The 13,880-nt window shown below is 60.9% G+C and carries 10 protein-coding genes; 4 read left to right on the top strand and 6 right to left on the bottom strand.

Features of this window, described 5'->3' with window-relative positions; genetic code table 11:
• Positions 1–130: 130 nt before the first annotated feature.
• The 4 genes from ACYX34_RS08880 to ACYX34_RS08895 are packed head-to-tail and all read right to left on the bottom strand — an operon-like array spanning position 131 to position 4,375.
• The gene (locus tag ACYX34_RS08880) at positions 131–1,174 is read right to left on the bottom strand and encodes a TrbL/VirB6 family protein (RefSeq protein ID WP_462076198.1); all 1,044 of its coding nucleotides are present in this window, start codon (positions 1,172–1,174) and stop codon (positions 131–133) included.
• A gap of 8 nt (positions 1,175–1,182) precedes the next feature.
• On the bottom strand, positions 1,183–3,642 hold the full coding sequence (locus tag ACYX34_RS08885; RefSeq protein WP_462076199.1) for a VirB4 family type IV secretion/conjugal transfer ATPase: 2,460 nt from the start codon (positions 3,640–3,642) through the stop codon (positions 1,183–1,185).
• Between the two features lie 30 nt (positions 3,643–3,672).
• Entirely contained in the window at positions 3,673–4,014 is a 342-nt protein-coding gene (locus ACYX34_RS08890; RefSeq protein WP_462076200.1) for a VirB3 family type IV secretion system protein, read from the bottom strand.
• A 1-nt stretch (position 4,015) separates the two neighbouring features.
• On the bottom strand, positions 4,016–4,375 hold the full coding sequence (locus ACYX34_RS08895) for a TrbC/VirB2 family protein (protein ID WP_462076201.1): 360 nt from the start codon (positions 4,373–4,375) through the stop codon (positions 4,016–4,018).
• Positions 4,376–4,982: 607 nt separating this feature from the next.
• On the opposite strand from ACYX34_RS08895, the gene ACYX34_RS08900 reads away from it, so the two are divergent.
• Both ACYX34_RS08900 and ACYX34_RS08905 read left to right on the top strand, forming a co-directional pair.
• Positions 4,983–5,456, top strand: coding sequence for a JAB domain-containing protein (locus ACYX34_RS08900; RefSeq protein WP_462076202.1), 474 nt, complete (start codon positions 4,983–4,985; stop codon positions 5,454–5,456).
• A 302-nt stretch (positions 5,457–5,758) separates the two neighbouring features.
• Positions 5,759–5,977, top strand: a complete 219-nt coding sequence (locus tag ACYX34_RS08905) for a hypothetical protein (protein ID WP_462076203.1) — start codon at positions 5,759–5,761, stop codon at positions 5,975–5,977.
• 431 nt (positions 5,978–6,408) lie between these two features.
• Here ACYX34_RS08905 and ACYX34_RS08910 read toward each other — a convergent pair whose 3' ends face one another.
• Positions 6,409–6,660 carry an IS1096 element passenger TnpR family protein gene (locus ACYX34_RS08910; RefSeq protein ID WP_462076204.1) on the bottom strand — a complete coding sequence of 84 codons (252 nt, stop codon included), beginning with the start codon at positions 6,658–6,660 and terminating at the stop codon, positions 6,409–6,411.
• A 1,275-nt stretch (positions 6,661–7,935) separates the two neighbouring features.
• Positions 7,936–8,274, bottom strand: coding sequence for a hypothetical protein (locus tag ACYX34_RS08915; RefSeq protein WP_462076205.1), 339 nt, complete (start codon positions 8,272–8,274; stop codon positions 7,936–7,938).
• A 12-nt stretch (positions 8,275–8,286) separates the two neighbouring features.
• Here ACYX34_RS08915 and ACYX34_RS08920 point away from each other — a divergent pair, with 12 nt between their 5' ends.
• Both ACYX34_RS08920 and ACYX34_RS08925 read left to right on the top strand, forming a co-directional pair.
• A complete protein-coding gene (locus ACYX34_RS08920) occupies positions 8,287–10,425 on the top strand; it encodes a peptidoglycan-binding domain-containing protein (protein WP_462076206.1) in 2,139 nt (712 codons plus the stop codon).
• A 134-nt stretch (positions 10,426–10,559) separates the two neighbouring features.
• Positions 10,560–13,877 (top strand): DUF6603 domain-containing protein, encoded by a 3,318-nt coding sequence (locus tag ACYX34_RS08925; RefSeq protein WP_462076207.1) that lies wholly within the window; start codon positions 10,560–10,562, stop codon positions 13,875–13,877.
• Positions 13,878–13,880: the final 3 nt, after the last annotated feature.

The raw sequence follows: 13,880 nt of genomic DNA on the forward strand, positions 1-13,880 counted from the left end.
CGATGGATTGCACGAGATTGGCCGTGTCGATGACGGGAATCCCTCCGGCTTGGGATTTCGGCTCCGGACCAACGACGACCATCAGGGCCAAGCTGATCGTGATCACTGTTCGTTTCGTGCGAGACATGTCTTACTCATTTCGCGAGACGCTGTTGCGTAACCGCTCCAATGAGGCCCGTTGATAGAGGTCGCTCCCTGGCTGGGGATTCCCGGCAGGCAGCGCGCTCAGTAGGCGGGCCGCCCCGGTTCGCGGCCCACTCAAAGATCCGCCGGTTGAGGCCACGGCCAACGGGACCAATCGACTCAGACCGGACGTGACGCTGTGCACCAGCAGCATTCCACTTCTGGTGGCATCGCCGCCTGGGTTTCCCAACGAGAGTCCTCCGGCCAAACTTGCCCCCAGCGACGCGACATGGAGCAAGACGTAGGCGGCCGTGATGGAGAGGAACAGCAGGCCGACGACATCTGCCAGGATCGACGCTGCGGAGTAGGCACTCAGGACATGCAGACAGGCGTTCCGCAGCAGACTCGCAAGAAATGTGATGACTGCCATGATGAGGACATTGGTGAAGACGGCGACCAGCGCACTGGACAGCCAATTCTCCGCATAGCGCTGTGTCACGGGAAACATCGCGCAGAAGATGAACGCTGGCCCGACTGCGAGTAGCAGGGCGAGGCTCACTTTTGCGACGAGAAAGAGCCCCATGGCGACGAAGGCCATCACGATCGAAGCCGTGGCACAGATGGCTCCCGCGATGAAGAGCGAGAATTGCGGGACCAGTCCCGAACTCGCTTCAGTGAACAGGGTCTCCATGAGCGTCGTGAAGGGGTCTGCCATCTGATCGATCGTTCCTCCCATCGAGAGTACTCCACCAAAGGCGGACGCGAAGGCTTCTTGAATCCCGTCCAACCCTTCCTTCACAAGGCTCCGATACTGTGGCCCGTTCAACGTCAGCCCGGTGATGAGCGCCACACGGAACCAGCGCCAGACAAGGGCCGTGACCGGTTCCTGCACGTCGCCGCGCATGACTTGAAAGCCGGTCCTCATCACATAGATCGTCATCGCCGTCACGGCGACCGGCATGAGCACTCCGATAACGGCATCGCTGGAGGTCACGACATAGTGGTCCAATGCGTTGTTCACCGACTGTTCGATGTAGGTCGCCATCCCCATAGGTTGCTCTACGCGACTCCTCTTCCGTTCTCGTGCCGGAGACGTTTCCGCGCCGCAATGCGCTCATGAAACAGCGGCAGCCAGTCTGTGGGATCGTCGCCTACTTCGGCTCTGATCTGGTCCAGCAACGTCACGTTGTCGGTCGTGCCGGAGAGGACATTCAACAAATCCGTCATGCCGCCCAGGTCGAATTGCACGATCGCAGAGCTGTGGCCCTGCTTCACCAGAAACAGACGGCTCGCTTCGCCGAGATTTTTGATGATGTGAAATTCCGCCTCCGTGACTTTGAACCCCTGGACATAGTCATCATGGTCGGCGCGAGGATTGGGCAAGAAGATCTGCGTCACGCTCTGTTCCACCATCGTTTTTCCAATCGGGTGTCGCAGCACGTCGGAGGGCGATTGCGTCACAAAGACGCCGAGGCCGGATTGTTTGCGGATGGTCTTTTGCTTGTTGAAGGCGAAGTCCGCGAACAGCGGGTCTTGCAGCGGCTTCCAGAATTCCTCCATGACATAGATGAAGGGCTCGCCCGTGATCAGCCGTTCGGTCAGATGGAGCAGATAGGCCATGATCGGCGTGCGCACTTCGGGATCGTCCAGAAAGTCCGTATAGTCGTAGCCAAATAATCGTGCGTCGCTGATCTCGTGGGTATCGTGTGGATTGTCGAAGGCCCAGCCCAGCGCGTGACCGCGGGTCCATCGCTTCAACCTGGCCCGCACACTCTGCTCGCCGGTGGCCGGGAGGTTCTGGCGGAGGAGGGACAGACCACGCAGGTCCGGTGAGACCGATTCACTCATCACGGTCCGCACGGCATGGCTGATCTCGCTCTGCTCCTTCGCGGTGAGCAATGGAATCTCGTCGCCGGGCTGCTTCAGGAGTTGGGCCACGAGCTGTTCACAGAATTGCCAGTTGTTGGGGTTCGGTTCGAGCTGCAGGGGATTGAAGCCGGTCGGCATGCCGCGTTTCAGGGACTGATAGGTCCCGCCCATCGCCCGGATGCCGATCTCCGCACCGCGATCTTTGTCGAAGACCACACAGCGGAGTCCCTGGTACTTCGTCGCGAAGGCCAAGAGGCTCAGTTCCAACGCGGTCTTGCCCACGCCGGTGCTGCCGCAGATAAAGGTGTTGCCGGGATACTTTTCATCGCGTGAATCCCGGTCCTCCGGGGACGCGTGAAAATTGAAATAGTAGGGCTGCCCGCTTGGCGTCTTGAACAGGGCGAGGGCTTCGCCCCAGGGATTCCCGGCTCGTTTGCCACGGGCGAAGTTGTGAAAGGGACTGAGGCAGACAAAGTTCCGGCTCGTGATGACGGCTTCGCGCGGCCGCAGACTCCAGTTGCCCGGGATCTGCGCGAACCAGGCACATTCGGGGATCACATCGACCCGCGCCATCTTGAATCCCGGCCCGTCCTGAAAGACGGCCCGGGCATCGGCGAGCGCCGTGCCCACCGATTCCATCGAGTTGCCGAAGATGGCGAGACTGTAATGGTACTGGCCCAGATCGATGAGTCCGCTCTGCAGATCGTCCGCGGCCTGGTCCATCTGTTCGATCTCACGTGTCGCTGCGTCTTCCGACGCGATCAAATGCCCTTTCTGGGTGGCGAGCGATTTGAGGGCTGCGCGCTTGTTGAGGCACGAAAAGCTCTGGGTCTCGATGTACTCGGCATCGCTATAGAGCAGACCGTTGTTCATGCCCGGCTCCGAGAACGGCGGATACTCCTGCATGTCGAGAAATCCTGCGAATTTCCGCTCACGCGGGTGCCAGATCTCCATCATCCCGGTCCGGTCGCCGAAGTGCAGGCGAGAAGAGGGGAGGTACGAGGCGAGCGGTGCCCGGCGCAGGGGGATTTCTTCCCACACGCCGTTGATGAGATAGCTCAGAAAGGCCAGCTGGTCGGAGTACACGATGTCCTGTTTCGTATAGGTGCCCAGGCGTGAGGGCCCATAGCGGCTCAGACTCGCTTCGAGCTGTTTGCCCATGTCTTCCAGGATGGTCAGCTGTCCGGTTTCGTGCGCTCGTCGTTGGGCCAGGGTGCGCGTGGACATGCGAGTGAAGAAGCTCGCGACTTTGGAAGGAAACGGTCGGTACAGCAGGGACAAGTACAACTCCGTCGCCATTTGTCGATGCTGGGTGAAGGACTGATAGTAGCGATCGCTCAAGCTTTGGCAGAACGGATTGGGCGAAGTCCCGTACAACCGCTCAGTCACGACTCGCCGAATTTTGTGCGACCAGAGGGCGAAGGACCCGCCGCCCAAGGATCGGAGAAACTGGTGTAGCGCTTCTTTGCGCAGCAGCACCTCGGAGCGGTCGGCTGTTTCGAATGTGATCCCTTCCATTTTCCAACAGGCCAGGTATTCGCCACCGGTCAAGGTGATGACGGTGGGGGTGATCGCCGTGCCCAGCGGGATATAGTCACTCGCGGGAATCTGCGCGGCTGCAGCTTTTGTGAGGGCAGCTCTGGTTCTCATGGTCATGGGTCTCTTGGAATACTTAGCCGTTCAATCCTTCCGCTGTGCCCGTCTGGTCTTCCAGGACAGGGGGCTATAGGAAATGGCGCCCCACGTCGCGCGACTTGGTCCGTGCCGGAATCGCATGCGCGCCCGCATCATCACTTGGCGCAAACGCTGATCGTCCGTCTTCGTTGTCTGGCGCATCCAGAGCACGATGGGAATCGTAATCAGGACAATCCCAAGCGAGACGTAGCCGCTCACGAGGTAGTACAGCCAGACCGCCATCAACAGAGTCAGGCCACCGATCAGAATCAGCGGCACGATCGGTACGCCACCCAACATCGCGGGCCTCGTGCAACCGGTGAAGATGGGATCGCGAAATCCGTCCATGTTAGTTGATCAACCAGGCCGCGATCCCCGCCGCGCCGCCCACCAAGATGCCGCCGATCACGACATTGCTCACGTCGGACCATTGGGCGTGGCTGAAGGCCATCTTGAACCCCGCCCACATGATGGCGACGGTAAAGAGGGTCACCGCCACACTCGTCAGGACGGTTTGCACGTTCTGCATCACCGTATTCACCTTGGTGATCTGAGCCCAGGCCGGGTCTGATTCCAATAGGACCGCCACACCGAGGAGCCAAGAGGCGGCGGCGATCAAACGTCCATTCCCTCGGCTGACCCCTCCCAAGGTTGTAGTCCCTGACGTACATTTCTGTGTCACATCCGCACCCGTCATCACCTCTTCCATCTTCCCTTCCTTTCTGTGAAGTGGCCTCTGTGGCGAGTTTGCAGAGCCTTCTGCTCGCACTCATCGCCAAACGGGGGTGACATGTAGTGAGGTTCAGTTTTTAGTGCAAGCCTGTTGGAAGTACGTAGGCGAGGAGATCACATGATTGAAGTGGGCTCGTGAGAACAAAGCGGCATGCCGGTGCCGTGATGGCAGAGAGCGTTCTCCGCCATCGAACGGTCAGCTCGCACTTCTTTCTGAGGCTGAACGAGGCAGCGCTGAAGGAAACGATGCGACGCACATTAGCACGTGACGATGTAGTGAGCCGCTCAGTGCCGCTCGTGCTCGAGAAGTAATGCCCGCACTATTTCCCATCACTCTAGAACAGGCGCGTTTATCGGTCATCGTTGGTCGGTCGGAATTGTTCTGCCATGTGAGGCCGCTGGCCTGCCGCGCATGGATCGTCTGAAGCAGCGTCCGCGCCAGCGCGAGTCTGTCATGGCCGCCGCTGAGTGCTCATCCACCCGTGCTTCTTCGGCAGTCCTCGTCCTGTCACCTCCGTTGTCCTGCCCTGGCGCTTCGGTTTCTGCGAAAGCGCCAGTTCGTTCAACATGCAGGAGGTGCCACCATGGCCAAACAATCCGTCAACCGACTTCCCGTTCCACAGTTCATTCCGCGCTACCGCGTCACGCTCGTCGCTGAGGGTAGTCATACCGCTCCATGCGGCGTTCTTCGCGATTCGGTTGCCGCAGCTGCGGCGTTGCGCCCATGCTTTGTCGGACTCGATCGCGAGCAGTTCCTGGTCTGTTGTCTCGATGCCAAGAATGCCAGTATTGGCGTGAACATCGTGTCGATTGGCTCGCTTACGCTCAGCATTGTCCATGTCCGCGAAGTGTTCAAATCCGCCATCCTTCTCAACGCTGCTGCGATCATTGCGGCCCACAATCATCCTTCCGGAGATCCCACGCCGAGCCCTGAGGATCGGACACTCACCACACGACTACGGGAAGCCGGAGACCTCCTGGGAATCCGGCTCCTGGATCATCTCATTCTCGGTAACGACAGTCTCTATAGTTTTGCCGATCAGGGCTGGCCGCTGTGAGGCGACTGCGAAAGTCCTGTCGCACTTTCCGTCGATTATTCTTTTGAGCAGATGACGCATGTCGAAGATTTCAGGTCCCTACCACAAGTGGTGGTCTGCTTCTGACGCACCCGACGCCTAAAGAATAGGCAATATGCTGAAGGGGCCATGATGCGCTGTCACTGGTGCGCTCAATGCGACTTGTGCACAAAGTTATCCCCAGAAGATGGGGACGACAAGCTGAGCGTGATGGCCTCGCTCTCGTGCTACTGGGTGCTGTATAGGCGAGTGGTGGCGACCGGGTGTTCGCGGCGCGGATCTGTATGGCTACGGAGGGTCTCCTCTTGGCGCGCGTGGAGAAACCGGGGATTGTGGTGCATAGTATGCGGTATTCGACTCCAACGTTTGCGCTGCTCAATGAGGCGAATCCAACGCGGGTGCAGAAGATGAAACGGCATCAGCACGATGCGACGACGGAGATGTATCTCGAAGAAGTGCAGCGGCTGCTCGAGATGGCTGAGGAGGCGGTCACGAAGATTTAAGGGGCAGCGTCCGTACTCGTTGGCGCAATGGGTGAAAGTGCAAAGCTCTACTCCCCAATAGGTATGACCTGCAGATCTTCCACTCGCGGACTCTCACCTCCGCCGCATTTTTCACTTGACTACCGGCAGGCACTCCATACTGTCGATGCAACGGCACGCCGCCTTGCGTGTATCACTTTGGAACAGGTCATCTCCCTCTGATCGCCGTATCTTTTTAGATTCAGCATGAATCGAATTGGATTCAGTGGAGCCTCTAGGCTCTTTACTTCAACAGCCATTACGTTGAATTCCACAGTAAATGCGGGCCGTCGTGAATAGAAATAGATCTGACGGCGTAGCATCAATCTTGCTGACAATCCTGCACAAGACAATACGGGGTTAGCTCGTGAAACGGACATTGACGTACGCCACGAGGTGATAATGCTCTGTTTTCACTCACCCAGCCAATGACATCGCGTCATCTTTGACGGCCGCTCGCTACGCTTGATGGAAGCGGTTGCAATGACCTGTGAATCGTATCGTTGCCGTACGTGGTACTCCGAATCTTGAAGAGACTCCACATAGACCCGTGGGATGTCATAGTTTTTGCCTCGCAGGCGGAAGTAGTGGAGGTGAACATCCGTCCAGCCGAAGACAATCTGGATCGTCCAGTGGAGATCGGCGAGGGTACAGTCCCTATGCACCCAGAAACGGGGCTAGCTCATTGGACTGATCTGCCGGATCAAGGCATGCGCTTGATAGATCATGCGGATCACGCCAGACGGCAATGCCCCCCAGCGGTTTGAAATGCTCCTATGGCATCTCCTGGCAAAGTTGACGAAAGACTCTATGCGCTATAGAGCCAAAAGGATCTGTCATGATGATCCGAACTCAATCAATATTATTGGCCAAATTCTCTTGCGATGCTAGGTCCGGTCGCAAGAAGAGACCTTGTCGCCTTCCCTGCAGATGAGGCGGACATGATTCAGGCCCTTGGACGATCACTTGGCTGGTAGACGAATGTGCAGGTTGGGGTCGTCCAGGTCGTAGCGGTACATAAGTCAATGTGTCAGGCCTGACATCATTCGGTTGGCAACGCGCGACAAGCAGACCGGATCATCGTGACAAATTGTTCGCCGCACATGGCATATTGCGATAGTGGTCACAAAAGACGGAACAATTTTGCCAGGTATCCGGTGGGGAATCGTTGAAATTTCGTTGGAGGATGGAGGGGCCAGACCGGTGTATAAAGCGGAATCTGGTTTGGCATCCGGCTTCCATCCCGATGATCAGTGACGGCGGTTGCCCAACGGGAATATGCTCGATTGCATGAGTCGCGGGAGCGGGTGATTCTTCAAGCTGAGGCAAGCTAGCTTCGTCTGGTTCACCGGCTTCGGTGTTAATCGAGCTCGCCTTGTTGGAGACATGTTGAACTTGTCTTCGGAGTACAGGATCGGATGGGACTTAACGGGTTGCTCGAAGAAGTCGGCAAACTGACGAGGGGGCAAGCTGCTGGCCCCCTTGCGCGACCTGCACGCGTCCTGGGTCCGCGCGCGTGGCCTGGACGAGGGCACGGCATTCGGGCACTTGACGATCTTCTGGCGCATCTGCGCATCGTGGAGAATTTTAGCGACCCTTTTCCGGATCCCCCCCTGCGGCCCGTGTCGCCCTTCACCCGCGAAGAGCTCGCGCATCGCCTGCGTCTGGTGGCGCGTCCGTTTCAATGGGGCACCCACTTCCTGAATAGCGGCGTGAGTAATACGTGGGCAGAGTCGCCCGAGTGGTACTGGGATCCGCCCAACCCCGACCACAAACGGGTAGAGGCGAGTGTGAGCTGGGAAGCGGTGGCGACAACGGGATACCTGGATATACGTGACGACGCAGCCCCTTCAGCCCGCGTCGGGGTGTGGCCGCTGTGGCTGATACTCGGAGTTCCCAAGCTCGACTTCCACAATCCGATACTCGGCAACTACGGGCCGTTACCTCCCGGTCTGCCCCAGCCCTCTGTACTGCCTGACGAAAACTTGCGGATCACTGTCCTCGGACTGGTTGCGCGCGCGTGGATTGATTGGAATCGGGTTCGCCGTGTTGCGCGTCGCGGCCTGCCGCTGTCCACGTGGGCATCTGAGGAGTTGGGCCCGTTCGATCAGCAGCCATTGCGCGCCGCCGTGGCGCGCGTCGCCCCACTCGAAGACGTCCACGGCTGCATTGACGCTGTGGTGATTGGCCGGCTCAAATCGAACAGCCCACTCAGCAGCTTGTTGCAAGGCTATTACAGCTCGGGTGGCCTGGCGGGAGCCCCCCCCCGTTCCTGGCACAACCGCATCCGCATGCAAGCGTTTTTCGAGACGTCCCCCGCTGGGAGTGCCTTTCACGGCCTTGCTCTGGGAAGCCCAGGTTTTGCCCAAAGTCTCAGGTCCACGCTGTATCCGCTGCTACACTGGACCTTGCGGCTGCTCAGCCTGCTCGAGCCCTGGTGGAACCATTCAGAAATCGAGACTCCCTGGGGCAGGGCTGCACTCGACATGCTGACCGACGAGTTGGCAGCCTTGCTTGCGGAGCAGCCCAGCTCTGGATTCGGGGCATGGCCCAGCGCGGGTTTCGGCGTTCGCCGGTTCGACGCCACGCACAGGCCTGAGCCAATGTACGGCCAGTGGGACTTGCAGTTTGGAGACAACGACGGAGAACGCCGGTATGCAGGGAGAGTCCGCGCCGGCGATCCCGGTGGTCACGTCGCCGCCCTCGTTGCCGATCTGCGAGAACTCGGATTCACCGCGCCGGTAGACGGCACCACACGCTTCGACGCCCGTGTGGCGATGGCCGTACGCGAGTTCCAGATCGAGGCCAACCAGGTGGACCTCTCCATCGACAGGGGTGGCGTGCAGAAAGTCCGCTCGCCGCGCCGCTACTTTGGTCGCGTGCACGGGATCGTCGATGGCGAAACCCGCCGCCTCATTCAGCTTTGGTTGAACCGGCCCAGGGTTGAAGGCGACCCACAGCCGCTTGGGCCCTCTGTCGATCACGCGCGCAACGGCCTCCTGGTGATCGCATGTGTTGCCCAACCCGGTCCCGATCCTTTAGCTGCTCGCCCAGTGCACCCGCAGGGAAGCGACGTTTGGGGGGCAATGGGTGAACCAGATCAACCACCACCCGGAGTGGCCGGGGTAGTGCAAGGAGACGACTTCGACTTCATGTTCTTGCATTGCCGCCACTGGGCTATTGATAGGCTCTCGCGCTGGGATCCCCCGGTGGCCGAGGAACCTCCAATCCTTGCCAACTTCGGTCCTCCGGTGCCCTTTGCAGGCGTCGATGCTGTGCCGCTCGGCCGCTACACAAATGCGTACATCGGTGGCCCTTCGATGGCGTTCTTTAGTCGGCGGGATCATTGGCAGTCCACACTCCTCACGTGGAATCGGTTCCAGGATTCGCCCTCCCCCGACCTGCCTCCACGCCCCGAAGACTGGAGGGTGCTGTATGGCATGACATATCCCGAGACCTTCGGATACGAAGACGTGATCAATGGATATGACCCTGCGCTGCTCTCTATCGGGTGGAGCCATTGGACTTTGGCGACGCATCGGTGGGAGGATGATCCTCCCCCTCTGCACCGAGAGGCGGATGTCCGCGAAATGGGTGCTATGCTGGCGTGGTATCGACACCGCGATCCCGAAGGGTTCCACCGAGATTTAGGCCAATTCGGCCTGCACACGCCTGCGTGGGGTACAGCTGCCGTGCAATTCAATGGCCCAGGCTTGCACAATGGGCGCATTTTGATGTGGGGCGCAGGCGACTCGAACAACCGCCTCAACTTGGTGCTGCCGCAGGAACCCGACGTCACCCAGTGGCATCTCGAACACACCTGGATGCGGTCGTGGCGTTGGGTTTATCGCTTCCTCCAGGTTGCACGGCTCTCCACGAGTTTTCGCCGTGCCAATCGCGAGTTCTTGCTGCGTCGCATCATCACATTCCTGGCTGCTCCTTATCGAGGTGGCGGCTTTGCAGGGGAGCCCCCTCCTTCGATTGGCGCGCTGGCCTGCAGTGAGCAGGCGGTGATCGCCCTGATGCGCTGGCACATAAACCTGCCCGGTTATGTGATTCGTCGGAACGGCCATCCCGGCGCCCGCCTGCGCGAAGCGGTTGACGCTGCGGCAAATGCCTATCGAAAACTCCCCGGTGTACCGGAACTTCCCGATGCCCACGCTATCGTAGTGGCAACGCTTGCAGATCCGGGAAATCCTCGAGCTGTCGCCTTTCAGGAAAAATTGATCGAAGGACTGCTTTCTCAAACCGAGCCTATACCCGACCCAGGCGAACCACATGACCCTGATCACGTGTGCCACCCCTACGAAGGTGATTTCGGCACGGTGCGTGCGTGCTACGCAGTTCACAACCCACCCGCTGGTGTGCCCATTTTTAGAAGGCTACCTGGTTCCTATGCGCCGCCTCCCTTGCCGGCGGCCTGGGCGTAAGGCTTCAAATGAGTAGTCCCAGCCCAATCGAAGAGCAGCTCGCACATGCCGCTGTTGAGATTGCGGCACCTTTGCGCGCTGCGGCCGAATCGTCTCAGGCTCTACGCGCATACGCTCAGAGCCTTGGGTGGCAGGTGACCGCCATCGATGGCCTCGACGACGCCCTCGCTCCGCTCGCCCGCAGCGTGATCGCACTCGGGGCGCTCGCGACACGCCTGCAGCAGCAGCCGCTCGACGCTCTTCCCACACTCACTGGCCTAGTGACACTGGGTGTCGAGTTGGGCGAGTCCGCCAAGTCACTGGCACGTGTGCGGTTCCCGGGGGCGACATCCGATGAGGCTGCGACCCTCGCAAGTGAACTCGCTCTGGATGTGACGGCGTCGCTCACATCAGCGTGGCTGCGCTGGCGCTGGCCGCTCCCGCGACTGGTGCTCATAGCACTCGGCGTGTTGGAGCGCCGCTCGCTGCCCGCTTTGATGATCAGCGGAACGGTCGTCCGCGATGCCCGCGTGCGCGAACAACCCAACTTCGAGCAACTGGGCCGTTGGCTCACCGACCCGCGGGCCGCGCTGAGAGCGCTGGGCGAACAGCATGCCAGCACGGGTGTTGGCGGTGCCGTGATGGCCGAGGAGGTTTGGAACGCTGTTGGCCCAACACTAGTTGATGCTCTGTACGCGGCTGGGCTGACGTCCTTCTGGCTACCGCCCGACGCAGTACGAGCAATTCCCGGCAGCCTGTGGGTCTTTACCGCGCCCGATCATCTGGGTACCGTCGGTGCATCCTCGTCCCCGGCACTCCCTGGCGAGAGCGGGCAAGCCGATGCATGGCTCGTGCTTGGCCTCGAAGCAGTGGGATCGGGCGTCGAACTGCACGTCGTGCCCGGTGGCCGTTGGCACCTGGACCAACAGAGTGAACGCTGGCGCGCCAATCTCCAGGCGTCAGCCACGGCAGCCATCACGTTTGCCGGCCCCGTTGTCCGTACAAACGGAACAGCGACGGCATCCGCCACGCTGGCCACTCGTACCACGCCGACCTTGCGGTTCGGGCCCGTGGGCGGACCCGGCTTGTCCGTTGGCAGCCTTGCGCTCGGTGTGGCGAGCACCATGCCGGACGCACAGGCTTGGACTCTTGAGCTGTCGCTCAACGTTACTGGCATCGCGGTACAGCTCGGCGCTGACGGCGGCGACGGCTTTCTCGCCAAGGTCCTGCCCAGCCTATCGCTGCCGCCGTTCGACCTCAGTCTGCGGTGGAGCCCGCAGAACGGGCTACGGCTGAGCGCCGGCGCCCACGCCTCGCGGGTGGTACTGGTCAGAAGTCTGTCTCTTGGGCCGTTGGAGGTGCGCGAACTAGGCCTTGCCGCCGAGGCCAGCGCTGGCGGTGTCGCGCTCACGCTGGACAGTATCCTGCGCCTGGCGATTGGCCCGGTGAACTGCACCGTCACCGGGCTTGGCCTACGTTTGGGCCTGGGTGCGAAACCTGGCGCAGCCGGCTTTGCCAGCCTGCAAGCCGGCGTTCAGCCGCCGTCTGGGGTCGGACTCAAGATTGGTACAGGTCCAGTGTCGGGCGGTGGCGACTTGTTCTTCGACTTCGCCACAGAGCAGTACGGCGGAATGATCCAACTTTCGATCAAGAAGAAGATCGCACTGAACGCGATCGGGCTGATTACGACGCGGCTGCCCGGGCTGCCGCCGGGGCAGAAGGGCTTCTCGATGTTACTGATCATCACCGCCGAGTTTCCGCCGCTGCCGCTGGGCTTCGGCTTCACGCTCAACGGTATCGGCGGGCTGATCGGCATCAACCGCACGATGATGCTTGAGCCACTTCGCGACAGCGTCCGCGACCGATCGATCGAGGGGATCCTCTTTCCACGGAATCCGCTCGCCAACGCCACGAGCCTGGTCGCGTCGCTGCAGCGCATCTTCCCGCCGGCCGAAGGTCGCTTCGTGTTCGGACCGATGGTCAAGGTCGGTTGGGGCCCGACGCAGCTCATCACGATCGAGGCGGCGCTGATCCTCGAGTTGCCCTCGCCTCTACGCCTCGCGCTGCTCGGGCGGATGCGCGCGGTCCTGCCCGACAAGGAGGAAGCGGCCGTCGATCTCCGGCTCGACGTTGTCGGCATTCTCGACTTCGACCGCGGCGAGGCGTCGATCGACGCTTCCTTCGTCGATTCACGCATCGGCGGCTTCACGCTCACCGGCGACATGGCGCTTCGCCTGGGCTGGGGGGCCACCAAGGCTTTTGCGCTGGCGGCTGGCGGTTTCAACCCACGTTTCTCGCCTCCGACGGGCTTTCCCGTGTTACGTCGCCTCGCGCTGGCGCTCGCCTCCAGCGACAACCCTCGCTTCCGACTGGAGAGCTATCTGGCGCTGACGTCGAACACGATCCAATTCGGCGCACGCGCCGAGATCTCGGCCAGAGTCGAGACCGAAATCGGTAATCTCGGCGCCACGGGGATGATTTGTTTCGATGCGCTCATTGAGCTCAAACCATTCGGCTTCATCGTCGATCTCGGCGCGACGATCGAGGTCACGCTCAACGACCAGCCACTGATCCAGGCGCAACTGATGGCGACACTTATCGGGACCAAGCCGTGGCATGCCATCGGCTTTGTCGAGGTCGTCTTCCTCGGCCGTCACCGCATTCCGTTCGAGGCGCGAGTTGGCGATCAGGAGCCGACGACCTTGCCAACGATCGACCTGCTGGAAGAACTCACCAAGGAAATCGCGCGTCCGGAGTCCTGGTCGACGTTGCCGCCGGAGGAGGCTGCAGATGTGATCGTGCTGCGACATACGGGGGCGAGCGGCGCGGGTCTGCTCCACCCGCTCGGGCGCGTCGCGCTGCACCAGCGCCTGCTGCCCTTCGGCAAGCGGCTCGCGCGCTTTGGCTCCGCCGTGCCGAAGGACGGGGCAACGATGTTCACACTCACGGGGATCGCGCTCGGCGCGCGTGCCGACTCCGTTGCGCCGTTGCTTGATGATTTCGCACCCGGCCAATACGAGGTTCTGAGCGAGGACGAGAAACTTACGTGCCCGGCCTTCGAGCGTATGCAGGCCGGCGGCGAACCGGTCGAGTCGCTCAACATCAGGCTTCCAAACGCTGACCCGCGGACGGGCCTCCGTGGTATGCAAGTCGCGATGGACTACGAGGAGGCTGTCATTGATCGGGTCACGCGGCCTTCGCGCAAGCCGAGCCGTGGCAAGGAATCCGTGATAGAGAAGGGCCTGATCGCCGCGATGGCCGATGACGGAGTCACGGGTGATCTTGAGTTCACCGGCCCGGAGGATCGCGCGATTGCGGTGCCAGGAGAGCGCTGGCGGGCGGCCGATGCCGATCATCTTGGCGCGCTACCGAGCGCGACGGCGGGCAGCGCCGCCGAGGCACGCGATCGCCGCGCCTTGAGTCGCCGGCCAGCGGATCAGACTACCGTGATCGCACTTCACGAGGTTGCCTGAGCG

It is taken from the genome of Nitrospira sp. CMX1 (genome assembly GCF_054902215.1).